Consider the following 19666-nt stretch of genomic DNA (forward strand, 5'->3'; position numbering starts at 1 on the left):
TTCCATCAAAAATTTTACTCACTTTGTACTTAATGTTAATATTATTTCAGGGCATAACTTCCCCTTTTATCTCTATTTTATTTGGGGACAAAAACCAGACTTTTTGTTGACTTTCTATTTTATAAGAATTTATGGTTTTCGTTTCCGGGTCTATAGATATTGTGGCTTGAGTAGATGATTGATAAAAAAAGTTCTCCTTTGAGGCTATAAATGCAATTTCTTTTACATTTTCAGAACCATCCAGATAGGTTATGGTAATATTTTTGACTTGAGCCTCCCTGTCAGGTTTCAACTGATGAATCTGCTGACCGTCTTTTCTTTGGGTTTGGTAAGCATCTTTCAAGGATGCCTTATTGATATCCGATTGGATAAATAAATCCAACTCTCTCCGCCAAGCTTCTTCATCCAGATAGACGGTCTCCCGTTTTTCTTCACCATTGATTTTAGACCATTTTTCCACCTTTTTTCCATCCAATTGTGAAATCTGCCGGTCCATAAATCCTTTCAAGGAAAAATATTCATTGATCTGGGTTGGATTAGCAAAAGGCTGCTCCTCTCCATTATTACAGGAAAAGAGCAGCCCCACTATTAAAATTAAATACAGTTGTATTTTCAATATCATTTATTTCAATAATACATCACCGGTCATATCAGCCGGGATTTCTACTCCCATTAATTTCAGAATGGTAGGAGCCAAATCCCCCAATTTTCCGTTTTTCACTTCCAAACGGTCATTTTTGTCGACCATGATACAAGGTACCAAATTGGTTGTATGGGCAGTATTCGGTGAACCATCTTCATTGACCATACAGTCACTGTTTCCATGATCAGCAATAACAATAACCGTATAATCATTATCCAAGGCGGTATTTACCACTGATTTGGTACAATCATCTACGGTTTCACAGGCTTTTACCGCTGCATCAAACACCCCTGTATGTCCCACCATATCAGGATTGGCATAATTCAGGCAAACAAAATCCACCTCTTTTTTGGCCAATTCCTTATTGATTTTATCGGTGATTTCGTGGGCACTCATTTCTGGTTGTAAATCATAAGTGGCCACTTTTGGAGAACTGCAAAGGATCCTGGATTCTCCATCAAATTCAGTCTCACGACCTCCGGAAAAGAAGAAAGTAACATGAGGATACTTTTCTGTTTCCGCAATCCTGATTTGCTTTTTATGATTATTGGCCAACACCTCTCCAAGGGTATTTTGAAGGTTCTCCTTGCCAAAAATGACTTCTACGTTTTTAAAGGTATCATCATAATTGGTAAAGGTGACATAATGAAGATCTAATTTATTCATTTTGTAATCTTCAAAATCCTTTTGGGTCAGTACCTGGGTGATTTCCCTACCACGGTCGGTACGGAAATTAAAGCAAATCACAACATCTCCAGATTCAATGGAACCTATTGCTTTTCCTTGATCATCAACATGGACAATTGGACGGATAAATTCATCTGTCACACCATTGGCGTAGGATTTCTTAACTGCGGCAAGGATATCTTTGGACTTTTCACCTTCACCATTGACCATGGCATCATAAGCCAATTTCACACGTTCCCAACGCTTATCCCGGTCCATAGCATAATATCGGCCAATTACAGTAGCGATTTTTCCAACAGCATTTGCACAGTGATTTTGGACATCTTCTAAGTACCCTAAACCACCTTTGGGATCAGTATCCCTTCCATCTGTAAATGCATGGATATAAGCTTCCTCCAGACCATTGGCTTTAGCGGCATCACACAGCCCTTTCAAATGATTGATATGGGCATGAACCCCTCCATCAGAAACCAATCCAATAAAATGAACTTTGGAACCTCGCTCCTTTGCCGTATCAAAAGCTTTTTTGAGGACAGGGTTTTCCTTTAATTTTCCCTCCTCCACGGCTTTGTTTATTTTGACAAGATCCTGATAAACCACTCTGCCGGCACCAATATTCATATGGCCCACTTCCGAGTTGCCCATTTGGCCTTCTGGAAGACCTACTGCCAAGCCAGAGGCTTCCAACAGGGAATGAGGATACTTTTCTAACAGATGATCAACAAATGGAGTATTGGCTTTGTCTATAGCTGATACTTCAGGGTTGGTCGCCATGCCCCAACCATCCAAAATCATTAGTAAAACTTTTTTATCCATGAGGCAAATATATAAATTTTATGCACAAAGCTATGCCTTATTTTGCCCTAAAAGCATAATTACCAACCCTCTAAACTGTTGATTATTTACTCTTTTACTTCGTTTTTACACAAATTTTGTCTTTTTTTGCTCGCTTTAAAAAGTTGGCCCTCAAACTTTCAGTTTTGGCTCAAATTTTGATTTCATTTTATTACAATGAATAAAATTTACAAATATATCCTATTTACCCTTTTCTTTGGGCTTTTTCTTTATTTACCAGATTCTTCATTGGGACAGGGTCAGCCTGTAGAAGAAATATCATTATCCATAAAAGCAGGGTCCAGCAAGGCTCTATCATCTTATTTTGGAGAAAATGTGGAACTCTCCATTAATGGCAATCAAGGGGATTACTCTAAAAACCAAGCCGAATTGGTCATTCGGGATTTCTTTAAAAAATTTCCTCCCAGTAATTTTGATATTGTACATAAGGGGAAATCCAGTAACCAAATACAATATTTTATTGGTTCATATCAAAGTAAGGAAATTCAATTTAGATTATTGATCAAATGTAAATTGAACAAGGAATCACCACGAATTTATGCCTTAGATATTAATAAAGAGTAGCGGGAGGGGAAGCTTTAGCCCAATAATATTTGACACCAAGAAAATAGTATCCTGAATAAAACTCAAAGATTTAGAATAGTTCTCTTAATCAAATTTGTTCAGAAATTGCAATTCCTGCCCTGAATTGAATGCAAACAAAAATTCCGGCCAATATTCTTATTTTTGTTCCTATCAGCCTACAATAAAGGGGAGCCTTTGTCTAATTTTCTTATTTTTACGTCGTGAAAGAAAATTATCTTACCCAGGAAAATATAGAAGCATTTATCCAATCAGCCTTCAAGGAGGACGTTGGAGAAGGTGACCATTCTACTTTGGCTGCCATTCCCCGTGATCAGGACGGAAGGGCCCAGTTAATAATTAAAGAAGACGGAATTATCGCCGGATTGGAATTGGCGGTGATGATTTTTAATTCATATGATCCCTCCCTTCAGATTGAGGTATTCTTAAAGGATGGACAACAGGTAAAAAAAGGGGATATAGGCCTTAAAGTTAAGGGAAAAGCCGCTTCCATTCTCACTACCGAGCGCCTAGTGCTTAATTGTATGCAGCGGATGAGTGGGATTGCTACAAAAACCCACCAACTCAGCGAAGTAATCTCCCATACCAAAGCAAAATTGCTGGACACCCGAAAGACTACACCTAATTTCCGGATGTTGGAAAAATGGGCTGTATCCATTGGGGGAGGGAAAAACCATCGTTTTGCTCTCTACGATATGATCATGCTTAAGGACAACCATATTGATTTTTCGGGAGGTATAGAACAGGCCGTTGCAGCTACTAGAAAATACCTCAAAGAAAATTTGCTTGATCTAAAAATTGAGGTGGAAACCCGGAATCTTGAGGAAGTAAAGGAAGTTTTAAGAGTAGGTGGAGTAGATGTCATCATGTTGGATAATATGAGCTTTGAAATGATGAAAGAAGCTGTTAGATTGATTAATGGAAAAATCCCTACTGAAGCCTCCGGAGGAATTACCGAAGAAAACCTCAAGGATGTAGCAGAATGTGGGGTGGATTATATTTCAGTAGGAGCTTTGACCCATCATGTAAAAAGTATGGACATAAGCCTAAAAGCCTATTGATTTTTTATTTAATAAAAGCCTAATAGCACCTGGGAAGCATGGAATATGAAAAGAATTTCATCAATTGCCTAATTGTACATAAACCGGAGGAAGGTTACCGGCTAAGTCATCACTTGCACCATTCATGTAAAGAAGCCAAAACCTTGGAAGTATTGTCAAACTGGGAAGAAGCTATTAGGTTTCTCGAATATGGCCATAAAGCAGATTTGATTATTGGTAGTTTTGAACTTACCGACCTCCATCCTTTTGTATTTGAAAAATTGGATAAAAAAATTCCTGTTATCTTCACATCCACCAAGCCCTTTGTTACCGAAAAAGCTTTTTCACTCAATTGCATGGATTTTTTGAATGATGACCCCAGTGAGGACAGGTTGGCCAAATCATTTGAAAAATACAAAAGACTTTACTCCCAGAATCAAATTTCCACTACTGGTACGGCACAAAGTCCTGATACTTCCCAACCAAAATCCCGCTTTTTAGTCAAATCAGGGGAAAAATTATTTTATAAAAACCCAAAGGATGTGGCTTTTTTCCTTGCCGAAGGAGGACTTACCTATTTGGTTGAAATGGACACAGGAGAAAAATTCATTGTGGACCATAAACTAAAAAACCTTGAAGACCAATACCTTGATCCGCAACAATTTTTCAGGATCAATAGAAGCATTATACTTAACATCAAAGCCATCCATTCCATAAAAAAATACCCCAATAACCGGTTACAGATTACCCCAAAGACCTCCTATCGTGATGAGATTATCGTCAGTAGGGAAAAAGTCAGCAAATTTAAAAATTGGATGAATCAGTAAGTGTCCATTGAGTATTAGGTAGTGTGAAAAAACATGGTTGATGCCCCCAACCACCGAATTCTTTATTTAATTGAAGAAATTGGGATTTTATTTTTAAAATACCACGTACAAATATCCATCCACCTAATCTGCAAATTGTAACTTCACCAGGTTGGCGTAAAATCCGCCGTCCTGATTGGCAAGAGAGTCATGGTTTCCCTCTTCTACAATTTCCCCATCTTTTAGTACATAGATTCGATCTACCTTTCTGATGGTAGACAATCGGTGGGCAATAATAATGGTAGTTCTTCCTTTCATTAACTCATCTAAAGCTTCCTGTACCAAAGCTTCGGATTCAGCATCCAAGGAGGAGGTAGCCTCATCAAGGATAAGGATGGAAGGATCTTTCAAAATGGCCCGGGCTATAGCAATTCGCTGCCTTTGACCACCGGAAAGTTTCACTCCTCTTTCCCCTACCAGGGTGTCCAAACCTTCAGGAAATTTACAAATAAACTGCCAAGCGTTGGCTTTTTTGGCTGCTTCCATTATTTCTTCATCAGAAGCATCCAGTTTGGCATAAGCGATATTTTCCCGGATACTTCCCCCAAAAGCAATACTTCCTGTGGAACGATCCCGATTTGGGAACGGAGTTGTTTGTAATTCCATTGATTGATGGCTTGCCCATCTATGCTAATTTCGCCTTGATTGATAGGGTAAAATTTTAGCAAAAGTTGGATAATGGTGGATTTTCCTGCTCCCGAATGGCCTGCTAAAGCTATTTTATCTCCAGGATTAATATCCAATTGAATGCCTTTCAATACGTCCACTTCAGGGCGGGTGGGGTAGTTGAACCTTACATTTTCAAAAGTAACTTTTCCTTCAATTTGGACATCCTGGTAATCAGTAAGGGAAACTTCGGGTTTTTCCTCCAAAATTTCCAGTACCCGCTCTGAGGAGCCAATAGCTTTTTGCACCTGACCGTAAATATCCCCCAAACCAGCAATGGAACCTCCAATGAAAGTGGTATATAGCACAAAGGAAACCAAATCACCAATACTCATGGCACCTGTACTGACCATCAAGGCACCATACCACATCACCGCTACAATACCTCCAAATAGGGCAAATATGATAAAAGAAATAAAAGCCCCTCTAAATCCTGCTGCCTTCAATGCAATTTTTACTACCCTATTTAGGCCTTTTTGATACCTATTGGTTTCATAATCTTCCCCGGCAAATGACTTTACAGTAGAAATAGATTGTAAGGTTTCCTCCACAATTACATTGGCTGAGGCCAATTCATCTTGGGTAGATTTAGACAGCTTTCGAATAAACTTCCCAAAAACCATGGCGATAATCACCAAAACAGGAAAGGTTGCCAACATAAAAAGGGTTAGCCTTGGTGTGGTCACAAATAGAAATACTGTACCTGCAAGCAGGGTGATTATCTGCCTAAATAATTCGGCCAAGGTTACTGAGAAAGTATCCTGCAATAAACTTACATCGGAGGTAATTCTGCTGATGAGCTCTCCTGTTCTTCTTTTATCAAAAAAAGTCATGGGCAAATGCACCATCCTATTGTAAAGGGAAAGCCGGATATCCCGCATGGACCTTTCACTTACTTGGGCAAAAAGCCAAACACGGAAAAAAGAAAAAACACTTTGAACAAATAATATCCCTATCAACACTAGAGCAATGCTGTTAATATCATTGAAAATCCAATCTTTACCTTGAGCAGTATCAATCAGTTTTCCAGCAACATGGGGAAAGGCCAATAAGGTAAGGCTTGATAGTAAAAGGAATAGCAGACCAACTATAAAAATGCCTTTGTAAGGCAAAACAAAATTAAAAATCCCAATTAGTTTGCTTAAGTTCTTTTTGTTCAGCTTCCTTTTTTCGTGCTCTTTCAGTGCTTTTCTTTTCTTGGCCATCTGCTATAAGATTCGTCAATTGTGGCTACAAATGTAACTGATTTGGTTTAGAAATGATAACAATCCGGACCAGCAAGCTTTATCCGTTACCTTTACTGCCGGGGCAAGATTTACGTATTATTTCTTTTTTTGGATGAAAATTGCGCGAAGTCTTCTCAATAATTGTTTTTCTTTTTGCCAGAAAAAACCAAACTGTCCAAATATAAAACCATAAAACAAAAGCATGATCTGGTACATGGGCAAAATCAATAGCAAATAAAGCAAGGTTTTCCAAAATCCACCTTTTTCCATATTAATCCCCAAAAATTGAAAAATAGGGGATTTAATAAAAAGAATGGTCAGCCCGGTACAAGCAAATACCAATAGCACCAACAAAACTTGCCTGATATTATTCAATTGCCATTTATCCTGAAGCTTGCTTAAAAAATTTTTCTGTTTCACCATTAATACCCGGTTTTTTTAATGGTTCAAATCAGATTGCTGACATCACCTGATTTGCATATTATTAGCTTCCATTTGAACAGTTTGATTTATTTAAGCCTCCATTTAAGGTTTGATGGTTTCCATAAGCAACAAAAAAAGCTGCCCTTTAGGACAGCTTTTAAATATTTACCATTGGAAAAGTCCATCATTCAGACTTTGCAGAGCTTGGTTTTTATATTTAGTGTCAACTAAGATGGATACATTGTGTCGGCTTCCTCCATAAGAAACCATCCTCAAAGGATAATCCACCAGAGCGTCCATTACTTCCTTGATAACTCCTTTGCTTTCTGCAATCAGATTTCCCGCAACGCAAATAATGCTTTGCTTGTAATCCAGTTCCACATTGCCGAATTTTTCTAACTCCGCAATGATGGCTTTCAAATAGGTATCATCATCGATAGTAACACTTACAGCAACCTCAGAAGTTGTGATCATATCTATTGGAGTGGTATATTTTTCGAAGATTTCAAATACCTTTCTCAAAAAACCATAAGCCAATAGCATACGGCTGGATTTGATCTTAATGGCAATTATTCCATCTTTGGCTGCAATGGCTTTCACACCTTGGCCAGTTTCTTTTTCTGTGATGGTAGTTCCGGCAGCTTCAGGCTGCATGGTATTCAACAGTTTAACCGGAACATTGTAGGTTTGGGCAGGCCAAATGGAGGCGGGATGAAGTATCTTGGCCCCAAAATAGGCCAACTCGGCCGCTTCATCAAAAGACAGCTGAGCTATAGGACGGGTTTGATCCACGATCCTGGGGTCATTATTGTGCATTCCATCAATGTCTGTCCAGATTTCCACCACACTTGCATTGATGGCGGCACCGATAAGGGATGCAGTATAATCACTACCTCCACGCTTCAGGTTGTCCACTTCATTGCGATGGTTTTTACAGATGTAACCCTGAGTAATAAAAATGGAGTCTTTGGAATAATTCTGTAAAATGGCCTTTAAACGCTCGCTGATTTTAGAAAGCTCAGGTTCACTTTTCTCATCAATGCTCATAAACTCCAACGCGGGAAGGAAAATGGCCTGAATATCCTGTTCTTCCAATAAGGTGTAAAACAACTTGGTAGAAAGCAATTCACCCTGGGCCAAAATATCCCTGTTGATGGCTTCATTGAAGGAGATTTTGAGAATAATGTTAAGAAATTCAAAATGTTCCTTGATGATCTTTTCCGCCTTTTTCTGGCTTGCTTCTGTCTTTAGCAATTCTTTATAGAAGGTAAGATAGTGCTCATGCAATGCATCTATCCGCTCTTTGGCCAAATCTTTTTTGCCTTCTGCCAAGGCATCACCAATGCCAACTAAAGCATTGGTAGTACCTGAAAGGGCTGATAGCACTACAATTTTTCTACCTGATTCTCTAGTGATCAGGTCCTTTACCTGATGCATCCTTTCGGGTTTACCTACGGAGGTTCCCCCAAATTTCATGATCTTCATTTGTAAATCTATAATGTTAATGGTTTAACTACTAAAAACTGCTCTTAAAAACCCAGCATCTTGACAGCGGTAATGGCGGCTTCATCTCCCTTATTACCATGTTTTCCGCCCGCCCTATCAAGGGCTTGCTTTTGATTATCCGGAGTCAAAACCCCGAAAATAACAGGTTTATTATATTTGATTCCCACATTGGTAATTCCATTGGCTACGGCATCGCAGATGAAATCAAAATGCTTCGTTTCACCTTGAATTACGCAGCCCAAACAGATGACTGCGTCAATTTCCTCTTCTTGGGCCATCCATTGTGCTCCTAATGTCAACTCAAAAGATCCGGGGACATTTTTCCGGATAATATTTCCCTTAATTGCCCCGTTTTTTAGCAGGGTTTCCATGGCACCTTGAAAAAGGCTTTCGGTAACTTCCTCGTTCCATTCAGAAACGATCAAAGCAAATTTTTTCCCACTGATATCCTGAATATTTTTTTCTGAGTGTTGGCTCAGGTTTTTTTGCGTACTCGCCATATTTTTAGTCTTGTCCAGTCAGTTATTGTATAAACACAAAAAAAGTAAGACCTTTTGGGCCTTACTCTTCAAAATGCCATATGGTACCACAAAGCATTACTTAGAAGCAAGGCCCTCCAAGCGTGCTTTATGTTTTCGTGCCAAATTATATTCGTATGAGTCGAAATATTTATTTTCGATAATTTCATAGGTATCTATGGCTGATTGCAACTCACCAGCAGCTTCATAAGCTACCGCCAGTTTGTAAAGGTACCTTGGGGTAAAGAATTTGTTCTCCTTATAATCTGCCGCTTTTTCATAAGCACTAATGGCTTCGCCAGTTTGCCCCAATTCCATATTGGCATCACCGATCAAAGAGTAAGCCTTGGCTTGCACAAAGAAATCATCAGAAGAGAATTCACTCAAATGGTCAATGGCTTGCTGGTATTCTCCGTCCTTCAAATAAATGGACCCTATATAAAAATGGGCCAAATTGGAAGCAGCGGTACCACTATATTCATCCACGATATTTAAGAAACCGGCATTTACCCCATCTCCATTTAGGGCATAGTTCAAGCTGTCCTGTTCAAAATAGTAAACTGCCTGGAACATTTCTGCTTGAGCTTCCTTATTCTTATTGGCCTTGTTAAACTGGAAGTACATGATTCCAGCAATTACCAAAATTCCAACAATTAGGATTCCTCCTACGATCCTGGAGTTTTTCTTCACAAAAGCTTCTCCTTTGCCCAATCGATCTGCAATCACATCGGGATTTTCCAGAAGCTCGTTAGCCTGCTCCTCCTGAGCCTGCGCCTGTTTGATTTCTTTCTTCGCCATTATTCTAAAATTTCAGTCGCAAATATAACGGTTTTCGTTAATTCGCAAACTATCATAATAAAGTCAGCCCGGAAGGGGAGATAAACTTCCTATTCGGGCTGACTTTAAAATCTCCATTATTTTATTCTTTTACAAAAGGATAATCCTCTTGCATATAAACGTCTTCAAAGGCTTTTTCACCATCAGGCCAAGGAGACTCTTCTGCAAATTTCACCGCATCGGCTACTTTTTGCTTCACTTTTTTGTTGATCTCCTCAATTTCATCTTCTGAAAGGATTTCATTTTCCAGGATGGTTTTCTTTACCTGCTCGATTGGATCCCTCTCTTTGTATGCTTCTACCTCTTCACGGGTCCTGTATTTTTGGGGATCGGACATGGAGTGACCTTTGTACCTGTAAGTACGGAATTCCAACAATGTTGGTCCTTCTCCATCTCTTGCTCTTTTTGCTGCTTCGGAAACGGCTTCATGAACTTCTTCCACATTCATAGCATCCACTGCAAAAGAAGGCATATCATATGATTCCCCGAGGGTAGATAGATCCTCTACATTGGAAGAACGTTTCACAGCAGTACCCATAGCGTAACCATTGTTTTCGATAACAAAGATTACCGGGGTTTTGTAAAGCATGGCCAAGTTAAACGATTCGTGTACCGCACCTTGTCTAACTGCACCATCTCCCATGTAGCAGATGCAAAGGTTTTTAGTTCCTTTGTATCTTTCGGCAAAGCCGATGCCCAGCCCCATAGGAACTTGAGCCCCTACGATACCGTGGCCGCCCATAAAATTCTTTTCTTTGTCAAATATGTGCATAGAACCACCTTTTCCTTTGGTAGTTCCGGTTGCTTTGCCAAAGAGCTCTGCCATAACAGCACCTGGGTCTGTACCCAGCCCTAGGGGATGCGCGTGATCCCTGTAGGCAGTGATCCACTTGTCATCTTTTTCAAGGGCAGTAATGGCTCCGGAAGCACAAGCTTCCTGACCAATATATAGGTGGCAAAATCCTCTGATTTTTTGTTGACCGTATAATTGGCCGGCTTTTTCTTCAAATCTCCTCATGAGCAACATGCTCTCATACCAGTAAACATAGGTATCTTTGGAGTATTTTACTTTGGTTTTAGTGGTTGTCGAACTCTTTTTCGCCATATCGTTTTCTATAAAATATGCTTATTAGGGGCCCAAATATAAATAAGTATTCACTGATTAGCAAAGGCTTTTATGATTCACAAATGACTATATGATAATTTCTTGGGGATTATATTACCATAGCCGGAACTAATATTACCATAAATGCCTAATGAACCGCTTTTCCCCACTTTATTGATCTCCAATTTATTAGCTTTAATAAGAAAGTTGCCGGAACTGTTTTTCACTAATTAAAAATGAGGAAAAAATGGCAACTACTTCTAAATAATTAGCCCACCTATCGGCTTTGGTCCATTGAATTAAAAAAGAGTTCTTTAAAAACATATGGTAAAACTAACCTTTTAATCCCCTTAGATTCTTTACTAACTTGATCTCATCTTTTACCTTTGCTGCACGCTGAAAATATTCCATTCCTACCATGCACCTTAAAAACCTCCGCCTTATTCATTTTAAAAATTACGCTCAGGCAGAGTTAACTTTTTCACCGGAAATAAACTGCTTTTTAGGAAACAATGGAAGCGGGAAAACCAATTTGCTGGATGCCATACACTACCTATGTCTTACCAAAAGCGCTTTTAATCCAGTGGACTTACAAAATATCCAGCACCAAAAAGACTTTTTTACATTAATTGGAAATTTTGAGTTAAAGGGAAAAGAACTTGAAATTAAATGCATACTAGAGGCCAAAAAGAAGAAACAAATCTTCAACAGTGGCAAAGCTTATGAGAAAATGAGCGAACATGTAGGACTATTACCTGTAGTTTTGATTGCTCCTGATGATACCGCACTTATTAAGGGTGGCAGTGAGGAGAGGAGAAAATTCTTTGATAGCTTACTTTCCCAATTAGACCGAAATTACCTTGCTCATTTGGTTCGATACCAGCATTTTTTAAAACAAAGAAATGCCTTGATCAAAAAATTTGCCGAACGGGACCGATATGACACCTCGCTCCTGGAGCCTTATGATCAGGAAATTGTTACTTTGTCAAAAAAAATATTTACTCAAAGGAAAAACTTTGCAGAACAGTTCAAACCAATTTTACTTCATCATTATGGAGAAATATCAGGGCAAAGAGAAGCCATCGATATCCGCTACGAAAGCCAATGCAACAGGGATGACTTTGAAAAAGAATTTTATCAATCCCTAAAAAAGGACCTGATACTAAAAAGGACAAATATGGGAATCCACAAGGACGATTTTGTTTTTGAAATAGATGATTTTCCTTTAAAAAAATTTGGTTCTCAAGGTCAACAAAAGTCTTTCCTGATTGCCCTAAAACTAGCCCAATTTCAGGTTTTCAAAGAGAAAAAGGAAACCAAACCTCTCCTGTTACTGGATGATATTTTTGATAAACTGGATGATTTCCGAATCAGCAAACTGATGGAATTGGTAGCTCATCACGAATTTGGCCAATTGTTTATCACCGACGCCCGACCAGAACGGACCCGAAAAATCCTTCAGGATATTGATGCTGATATTGCTTATTATGAAATTGAAAAAGGGGAAATACAGAAAAAAAATAATTAAAAATATAAATAGGTGCTTTTTCCTATTATCTAAAATTTAGTTGCGAACATCTTATCTTCACTTTCCAAACCCCACAGGTTCCAAATTATTCATATTTCGAAGAATCCAGGCTTGTCTTCGGTAGTTATATCCGGTAGGTTTAGCAGGGGACCATCGCAAGGGATTCGGTAAGATTGCTGCCATCATTGCTGCTTCCCCACGGGACAGTTGGGAGGCAGGTTTATGGTAAAATTGCTGAGCTGCAGCCTCCACCCCATAGATACCATCCCCCATTTCAATAACATTCAGGTAAACTTCCATGATCCTTTCTTTGGACCAAATCACCTCAATCAATAGGGTGAAATAAGCTTCCAAACCTTTCCTTAGGTAATTCCTTGCTGGCCATAAGAAAACATTTTTGGCTGTTTGGTTCGAGATAGTGCTACCTCCCCTTATCCTTTTACCGGACTGGTTATTTTCCATGGCTTTTTGAATGGCCTCGGTATCAAATCCAAAATGGTCCAAAAATTTTTGATCCTCTGCTGCAACTACAGCTTGTGCCATATGTCTTGATATGTCCTCAATGGAGACCCAATCTTTCTTAAACCGGACCTCCCGCTTTTCATCCATGCTCTGCTCCACCATCCGAATAACCATCAATGGCGTAATCCATACCGGAACAAACCTATAAAGGATTGTAAAACCAATGGAAAGAATAAAAAACCAAAGGATAATTTTTCCTATAAATCTAAGTAAAATCTTCATTTTAACTCATCCCGTTTTAATTTCCTCTAGCCTTAAGAAATTTTATAGCAGTAACAAAAGTGGGACCTTATGGCCTTTAATAATATCCCAAAAATTGGGAAATCAGCCCTGGGTTATATAACTATCTTTTTATTCCTTAAAATATTTTTTGCCTAAAAAAGATTGGGCAAGGCATTTTGAATACCTTGCCCCTAAATTTAAATATCAATATTTTAGTTTCCGAATAATCTTTTTCTACACGTACATTTCCCCCAGAAGTGGGAACATGTATAAGATTAACATGCTTTCTCCCTGAAAGTCATTTTCAAAATGGTTGAGGGTTACGCCTCATCCTCATCATCAAACTGGGAAAGGTCATAGGTTTGAGAAGCCAGGTAATGGGGATAAATTTTGAAATGTTGTTTTTTCACTTCCTCCACCAAAGCCTTTCTGAAATCATCAATATTGGTTCCATCCTCTGCAGCCATAAAAACAGGCTCAATCCCAGTTTTTTTTGTATAGACCTTTTTCAATTTGTCAAAATCTAAATAATTAGCCTCTTCTACCTCCAGCTCACTCATATTCATCAATTCCTCTTCAGAAGGCATTTTTGGTACCAAATCAATTTTGTTAAATACTAACAATATAGGTTTGTCCCCTGCGCCTAACTCATTCAGGGTTTGATTGACAACAGCAATATGGTCTTCAAAGCTGGGATGTGAAATATCCACAACATGGACCAGCAAGTCCGATTCTTGAATCTCCATCAAGGTGGATTTAAAGGACTCGATAAGGTGGGTTGGCAATTTTCGAATAAATCCCACTGTATCTGAAAACAAAAAGGGTATATTTTCCAATACCACTTTCCTCACCGTGGAGTCCACTGTTGCAAAAAGCTTGTTCTCGGCCAAAACATCGGTTTTTGTAACCAAATTCATCAAGGTACTTTTACCCACATTGGTATAACCAACCAAAGCCACACGAACAATGCCTTTCCTGCCTTTTCGTTGTGTTTCACCCTGCCTTTCAATTTTTCTGAGTTTTTCCTTGAGAGCAGTGATCTGGTTCCGGATGATCCTTTTATCCGTTTCGATCTCTTTCTCACCGGCACCACCCCGGGTGGAAGTCCCACCACGCTGCCTTTCCAAGTGTGTCCACATTCGAGTCAATCGCGGCAATAAATACTGATACCTGGCAAGTTCCACCTGGGTCTTAGCCTGGGCAGTCTTTGCCCGGTTTAGGAATATATCCAAAATCAACAAGGAACGGTCATATACCTGCACCTTCAATTCGTTTTCCAAATTCCTCATCTGGGAAGGGCTTAGATCATCATCAAAAATGACCATATCCACCTCAAAATGCTTTATATAAGCTTGGATTTCCTCCAGTTTTCCAGTCCCTACAAAATTTCTCACATCAGGTTTTTCCAAACGTTGGGTAAACCTATGGACCTCCCTGGCCCCAAGAGTTTCGGTGAGAAATGCAAGTTCATCCAAGTGCTCCTCCACCTCATGTTCGGATTGGTTTTGCCGGATCAAAGCTACTAAAACAGCTGTCTCCTCTTGAGGAGCTGTTTCTATCATTTTTTTTAATTTTCTTGTATATTTACTCATTCAGTTTAGTCCCCCTTATTTTGGGTTAAACGCTTATATTAATTTTATCTTGGGTTATTTTAATGCTTTTACGCCAAAACCCTATTATTTCTAACCTGTTAGGCTTATTATAACAAGTCAAAACAATTTTCAATTCCAGATTTGGACGATAATTATTTTATGCAAAATTAGTCTCCTTAGCCAAAAGAACGGAAATTTACGATTTGCTTTTGGAAATTGACCTAAATAAATCATGGAAATTAGAAATACACCCATTCAAGATGTTTTTGAAATTTACCCCAAAATATTTAATGATGCGAGGGGATATTTTTTGGAAACTTACCGGGAGGACCTTTTGGCGGAAAAGGGCATCAATACCCAATGGGTCCAGGACAATCAGTCCTTTTCTGTAGCCGGAACTGTCCGTGGGTTGCATTTTCAGCATGCACCATATGCGCAGGCAAAGCTTGTTCGTGTAATTAGCGGGAAAGTATGGGATGTATGCGTGGACCTAAGAAAAGATTCTCCTTCATTTGGCCAGGCCTATGGGGTAATTTTAGACGGGGTCAAGCACAATATGCTTTTTGTGCCCGAGGGGTTTGCCCATGGATTTGCAGTATTGGAAGATGCCGTTTTCACCTACAAATGCTCCAATTTTTATAATAAAGCCAGTGAAGGGGGGATCATTTGGAATGATATTGACTTGAACTTAGATTGGGATGTAAGTAATCCTATCATCTCAGAAAAGGATGCTGCATTACCTACATTAGAAGAATTTAAGCAACAAACTGGAGGAGGTCTTTAATGGGATTACTCGATCTGTTTAAATCCAATAAAAAAATAGAATCCTTGGATTTGTCCTGGTTGCAGGTGGATATGCATTCCCATCTTATCCCCGGCATAGATGATGGGGCCAAAACTCTGGAGGAATCCATTAATTTAGTCCAAAGGTTAAGGGGATATGGACTTAAGAAGCTGATTACCACCCCCCATATCATGACTGAATTTTATAAAAACACCCCAGAAACCATTACCAGAGGGCTTTTAAAGCTCCAACATGAACTTCAAAAAAGAGAAATTGATATCGAAATAGAGGCTGCGGCGGAATATTATTTGGACGAGGTTTTTATGGAAAAGGTGGAAAGGGGTGACCAGTTATTGACTTTTGGGGATCATTATATTTTGTTAGAAACGGGCTTTATCAACAAACCCCAAATGCTTTTGGATACTCTGTTTAAATTGGAAATGAAGGGGTTGAAGCCTATATTAGCCCATCCAGAAAGGTATCTTTACCTTCACCAGGACAACAATTTACTGGAATCTTTAATAGATAGAGGGGTGGCTTTCCAAATAAACTTGCTTTCTTTGACTGGATATTATTCCAAGCCCGTCAAATCCTTGGCAGAAAAATTAGTGGACAGGGATGCCGTCAAATTTATGGGAACGGATTGCCACAACACCCATTATCTGGATGCCCTGGAAAAACTTCCTGCCAATAAATACTATTCCAAAATCCAATCACTATCATTGTCTAACCCCGAACTATGAAAATATTAATTACGGGCATCACCGGGCTTCTCGGAAACCACCTGGCCAGGGAATTTGCAAAAGTAGGAGAAATTCATGGGCTAAAAAGGCCCAGTAGCCAACTCCGCTTATTGGGGAAGTTTGCTGAAGACATCCATTGGCATGAAGGGGATATCAATGATTATCAGTCCCTAATAAAGATATTTGATGGTATGGACCTGATCATCCATGCAGCCGGTTTGGTATCCTTTGATCCAAAAGAAGAAAAAAAACTCCTTAAGGTCAACTGCCATGGTACTGCCAATGTCGTCAATGCCATGCTGGAAGGGGGGCCAAAAAAACTTATTTACATTAGTTCTGTCGCCGCTTTGGGGAGAAGTCCTGAACTTCGTGTCATTGATGAAAACCATAAATGGGCGGAATCAGATTGGAATACCCCTTATGCTATTTCCAAGTACCTTGGGAGTTGGAAATTTGGCGGGGAGTCCAGGAAGGACTTCAAGCCATTGTAGTGAATCCTTCTATCCTCCTGGGAAAAATAAGTGACAAAAGGAGCAGCAGTTCCATTTATAATTATGTTCAAGAGAAAAACAAATATTATCCCCTGGGAACCATCAATTACATAGACACCAGAGATGCTGCTAAAATCACTCTTCAACTCTTCCAAAAAGAAACCTGGAATGAGCGGTTCATTCTCAACAAGGAAAGCATATCTTATAAAAAGTTCCTTGAAAAAATGGCCTATAGAATGGGGAAAACCCCTCCTACAAAGCCTTTAAAAAGGCCATTTCTAAAAATAGCCTTATTTGGACTTTGGGTAAAAAGGTTATTTTCCCCATCCAAAAACCCTCTTAATCGACAAACTGCGGCCATAGCACAGCAAAATTTTGAATTCGACAATAGAAAAATTAATCAGTTACTGGATTTTGATTATACGGAGCTAGAGGAAACCTTTTGTTGGGCCCTGAACGAAAAGTAATCCCATTTCGTTAAAATTCCGATATGAGGTCATACGGACCCAATTTTAAAATTTGTACCAATACCTATTTACACTACCGATAAATTGGTATCTTAAATATAAAATCAATTCAATACACATGACCGGAGATTTTGACCACAACTGGGATGAAGAAAAAGAATTGGTAAAGCGATTTGAGAACTCCCTGAAATCCAATTTAGATCTCTTCTTTGATGAGGAAGAACTGGAAGACATCATCCGGTTTTATTTTGATGCGCAGAAATTTAAAAAAGCGTTGAAGGCCAGTAAAATTGCCGTGGAAAAATTTCCATTTTCCATAGAAATCAAACTATTGCTAGGCCAGTGCCTGATATTCAATGATGAGCTGGAAGAAGGGCTTGATGTTCTGGAAAACCTCAACAATCTTTCCCCCAATAATGAAGAAGTCATTCTTGCTTTGACAAATGGGCTATTGCTAAATGGCAATGTCCGGGAGGCCATCCAAATCCTGGAGGAATTTATGCCGCTTGCAGAAGACAAGGCAGAGGTTTTTTATACCCTTGGAAATTTTTACCGGGCGGAGAACAACTTGGAGAAAGCGGCCTTTTATTATAAGGAGGCTGTAAAACAACGGATCAATCATGAAGATGCCCTTTTCCAGTTGGCAATGATCACTGAGGAAGAAGGTTCTTTTGATGAAATCCTTCAGTTTTATCAGGAATTTATCGACCAGGATCCCTACAGTGCCGGGGCTTGGTATAACTTGGGAGTGGTATACAATAGATTGGGAAAATTTGAAGAAGCCATTCATGCTTATGATTATGCCCTGATTATTGATGATTCTTTTGCTTCAGCTTATTTCAATATGGGCAATGCCCTGATGAACACCAAGCAATATGACAAAGCCATAGAAGCTTACCAAAATACCATTAGCTGCGAAGGTGCCAATGCTGAAAATTGTTGTTACCTGGCTGCAGCCTATGAAAAGACAGACCAGATTGACCTGGCGTTCAAATATTTCAAAAAGTCCGCTAAAATAGATACTGAATATGACGATGCCTGGTTTGGGCTGGGTATGTGCATGCTTAAAAAGGATAAATACTTTGAAGCCATCCATTATTTCAAAAAAGCATTGAAGCTTTCTGCAACAAACGCCAATTACTGGGTGGGACTAGCGGATGCAGAATATAACCTTGGAAACCTTCACGCCAGTTCGGAAGCTTATGAAGAGGCCATTAATCTGGAACCAGGACTGATGGAAACCTATATAAACTTATCTATCATCTACTTTGACCAAAACAGGTTTGAAGAGGCCATAGATGTGATTAAAGAGGGAATTGACGAACTTCCTGAGGAGGCAGAGCTCTATTACAGGCTAGTGGTATATCTATTAAAAACAGGTAAATACAAAGAAGCCTTTTCATATTTAGAAAATGCATTAACTTTGGATTTTGAACGACACGAAATTTTATATGAACTGATGCCTGAAATCAAGCATCAGAAAGCCATATATAAAATCATCGTTCAATACAAGGACGGGCTATAACCCTATCAAACTATTTACCTAAAATTTTAGAGAATGAATTACGTGCTGAAGAACGTACCCGAACGGACCGAAAAACCACGATCCAGAGGATACACCATGGCCATGGACAAGGGCCTCAGCCTAAGAGAAGTCCAGGATTTTATAGATTCTTGTGGAGATTATGTAGATATCGTCAAACTGGGCTGGGCCACTTCATATGTCACTAAAAATTTAAACCAAAAACTGCAACTTTATAGGGATGCTGGTATTCCCGTTTATTTGGGAGGCACCCTTTTTGAAGCTTTTATCATCAGAAACCAATTTGATGATTACCGTAGGGTGTTGGAAAAATACGATCTGGCATATGCTGAGGTATCTGATGGTTCCATTACCTTGGACCACAAGAAAAAATGTGAATATATCAGCATACTATCCCAGGATGTGACCGTTCTATCCGAAGTGGGGTCCAAAGATGCAGAAAAAATCATCCCTCCCTACAAATGGATTGAACAAATGCAGCAGGAACTGGATGCCGGTGCATGGAAGGTGATAGGTGAATCCAGGGAGGCTGGAAATGTAGGTTTATTTAGGGACTCAGGCGAGGTAAGGCAAGGTCTGGTAGAAGAAATCCTTACAAAAATCCCTGAAGAAAAGATTTTATGGGAAGCTCCTCAAAAAGCACAGCAGGTATGGTTTATCAAACTTTTGGGTGCTAATGTCAATCTGGGTAACATTGCCCCAAATGAGGTGATCCCATTGGAAACCATAAGATTAGGATTGAGAGGAGATACTTTTGACCATTTTCTTGACCTTTCCAACTGTTAAAAAATTCAAGCGGCTGCCATAAAATGCAGTCGCT

Annotated in this window: 19 protein-coding genes and 1 pseudogene; 10 read left to right on the top strand and 10 right to left on the bottom strand. The window is 39.2% G+C overall.

What is annotated here, in order from left to right; genetic code table 11:
* Positions 1 to 46 precede the first annotated feature (46 nt).
* Positions 47 to 616: a hypothetical protein gene (locus QWY93_RS06585; protein ID WP_290247377.1), complete on the bottom strand. Its 570-nt coding sequence runs from the start codon at positions 614 to 616 to the stop codon at positions 47 to 49.
* A 6-nt stretch (positions 617 to 622) separates the two neighbouring features.
* Positions 623 to 2146, bottom strand: a complete 1524-nt coding sequence (gpmI, locus tag QWY93_RS06590; protein ID WP_290247378.1) for a 2,3-bisphosphoglycerate-independent phosphoglycerate mutase — start codon at positions 2144 to 2146, stop codon at positions 623 to 625.
* Positions 2147 to 2341: 195 nt separating this feature from the next.
* Between gpmI and QWY93_RS06595 the strand changes: the two genes are divergently transcribed.
* The 3 genes from QWY93_RS06595 to QWY93_RS06605 all read left to right on the top strand — a co-directional run bounded on the left by QWY93_RS06595 (position 2342) and on the right by QWY93_RS06605 (position 4634).
* Positions 2342 to 2749, top strand: coding sequence for a DUF4783 domain-containing protein (locus QWY93_RS06595; protein WP_290247379.1), 408 nt, complete (start codon positions 2342 to 2344; stop codon positions 2747 to 2749).
* Between the two features lie 221 nt (positions 2750 to 2970).
* Complete coding sequence (gene nadC / locus QWY93_RS06600) at positions 2971 to 3828, top strand: carboxylating nicotinate-nucleotide diphosphorylase (RefSeq protein ID WP_290247380.1); 858 nt, start codon at positions 2971 to 2973, stop codon at positions 3826 to 3828.
* Positions 3829 to 3866: 38 nt separating this feature from the next.
* Positions 3867 to 4634, top strand: a complete 768-nt coding sequence (locus QWY93_RS06605) for a LytR/AlgR family response regulator transcription factor (RefSeq protein WP_290247381.1) — start codon at positions 3867 to 3869, stop codon at positions 4632 to 4634.
* Between the two features lie 123 nt (positions 4635 to 4757).
* On the opposite strand, the pseudogene QWY93_RS06610 reads toward QWY93_RS06605, so the two are convergent.
* The 6 genes and pseudogenes from QWY93_RS06610 to pdhA all read right to left on the bottom strand — a co-directional run bounded on the left by QWY93_RS06610 (position 4758) and on the right by pdhA (position 10954).
* Positions 4758 to 6544 (bottom strand): annotated as a pseudogene (locus QWY93_RS06610) (ABC transporter ATP-binding protein).
* Positions 6545 to 6661: 117 nt separating this feature from the next.
* Positions 6662 to 6988, bottom strand: a complete 327-nt coding sequence (locus tag QWY93_RS06615; RefSeq protein ID WP_290247382.1) for a DUF6787 family protein — start codon at positions 6986 to 6988, stop codon at positions 6662 to 6664.
* A 165-nt stretch (positions 6989 to 7153) separates the two neighbouring features.
* Positions 7154 to 8473: an aspartate kinase gene (locus tag QWY93_RS06620; RefSeq protein WP_290247383.1), complete on the bottom strand. Its 1320-nt coding sequence runs from the start codon at positions 8471 to 8473 to the stop codon at positions 7154 to 7156.
* A gap of 44 nt (positions 8474 to 8517) precedes the next feature.
* A complete protein-coding gene (gene ribH, locus QWY93_RS06625; protein WP_290247384.1) occupies positions 8518 to 8994 on the bottom strand; it encodes a 6,7-dimethyl-8-ribityllumazine synthase in 477 nt (158 codons plus the stop codon).
* 96 nt (positions 8995 to 9090) lie between these two features.
* The gene (locus QWY93_RS06630; protein ID WP_290247385.1) at positions 9091 to 9810 is read right to left on the bottom strand and encodes a tetratricopeptide repeat protein; all 720 of its coding nucleotides are present in this window, start codon (positions 9808 to 9810) and stop codon (positions 9091 to 9093) included.
* A gap of 121 nt (positions 9811 to 9931) precedes the next feature.
* Positions 9932 to 10954 carry a pyruvate dehydrogenase (acetyl-transferring) E1 component subunit alpha gene (pdhA, locus tag QWY93_RS06635; protein ID WP_290247386.1) on the bottom strand — a complete coding sequence of 341 codons (1023 nt, stop codon included), beginning with the start codon at positions 10952 to 10954 and terminating at the stop codon, positions 9932 to 9934.
* A 418-nt stretch (positions 10955 to 11372) separates the two neighbouring features.
* Here pdhA and recF point away from each other — a divergent pair, with 418 nt between their 5' ends.
* Complete coding sequence (gene recF, locus QWY93_RS06640) at positions 11373 to 12482, top strand: DNA replication/repair protein RecF (RefSeq protein WP_290247387.1); 1110 nt, start codon at positions 11373 to 11375, stop codon at positions 12480 to 12482.
* Between the two features lie 57 nt (positions 12483 to 12539).
* Here recF and mtgA read toward each other — a convergent pair whose 3' ends face one another.
* Both mtgA and hflX read right to left on the bottom strand, forming a co-directional pair.
* Positions 12540 to 13226 carry a monofunctional biosynthetic peptidoglycan transglycosylase gene (gene mtgA / locus QWY93_RS06645; protein ID WP_290247388.1) on the bottom strand — a complete coding sequence of 229 codons (687 nt, stop codon included), beginning with the start codon at positions 13224 to 13226 and terminating at the stop codon, positions 12540 to 12542.
* Positions 13227 to 13546: 320 nt separating this feature from the next.
* A complete protein-coding gene (hflX, locus tag QWY93_RS06650) occupies positions 13547 to 14818 on the bottom strand; it encodes a GTPase HflX (protein WP_290247389.1) in 1272 nt (423 codons plus the stop codon).
* A gap of 232 nt (positions 14819 to 15050) precedes the next feature.
* Between hflX and rfbC the strand changes: the two genes are divergently transcribed.
* The 6 genes from rfbC to QWY93_RS06675 all read left to right on the top strand — a co-directional run bounded on the left by rfbC (position 15051) and on the right by QWY93_RS06675 (position 19632).
* Positions 15051 to 15602 carry a dTDP-4-dehydrorhamnose 3,5-epimerase gene (gene rfbC, locus QWY93_RS06655; protein ID WP_290247391.1) on the top strand — a complete coding sequence of 184 codons (552 nt, stop codon included), beginning with the start codon at positions 15051 to 15053 and terminating at the stop codon, positions 15600 to 15602.
* Entirely contained in the window at positions 15602 to 16345 is a 744-nt protein-coding gene (locus QWY93_RS06660; protein WP_290247392.1) for a tyrosine-protein phosphatase, read from the top strand. The genes rfbC and QWY93_RS06660 overlap by 1 nt, the downstream gene beginning before the upstream one ends.
* The gene (locus QWY93_RS19670) at positions 16342 to 16836 is read left to right on the top strand and encodes an NAD-dependent epimerase/dehydratase family protein (RefSeq protein WP_353959624.1); all 495 of its coding nucleotides are present in this window, start codon (positions 16342 to 16344) and stop codon (positions 16834 to 16836) included. Before QWY93_RS06660 ends, QWY93_RS19670 begins: the two co-directional genes overlap by 4 nt.
* A complete protein-coding gene (locus tag QWY93_RS19675) occupies positions 16791 to 17303 on the top strand; it encodes a Rossmann-fold NAD(P)-binding domain-containing protein (RefSeq protein WP_353959625.1) in 513 nt (170 codons plus the stop codon). The genes QWY93_RS19670 and QWY93_RS19675 overlap by 46 nt, the downstream gene beginning before the upstream one ends.
* 118 nt (positions 17304 to 17421) lie before the next feature.
* Complete coding sequence (locus QWY93_RS06670) at positions 17422 to 18828, top strand: tetratricopeptide repeat protein (protein WP_290247393.1); 1407 nt, start codon at positions 17422 to 17424, stop codon at positions 18826 to 18828.
* 33 nt (positions 18829 to 18861) lie between these two features.
* Positions 18862 to 19632, top strand: coding sequence for a phosphosulfolactate synthase (locus tag QWY93_RS06675; RefSeq protein WP_290247394.1), 771 nt, complete (start codon positions 18862 to 18864; stop codon positions 19630 to 19632).
* Positions 19633 to 19666: the final 34 nt, after the last annotated feature.

Origin of the sequence: Echinicola jeungdonensis (assembly GCF_030409905.1) — a bacterium.
Lineage (GTDB): Bacteria > Bacteroidota > Bacteroidia > Cytophagales > Cyclobacteriaceae > Echinicola > Echinicola jeungdonensis.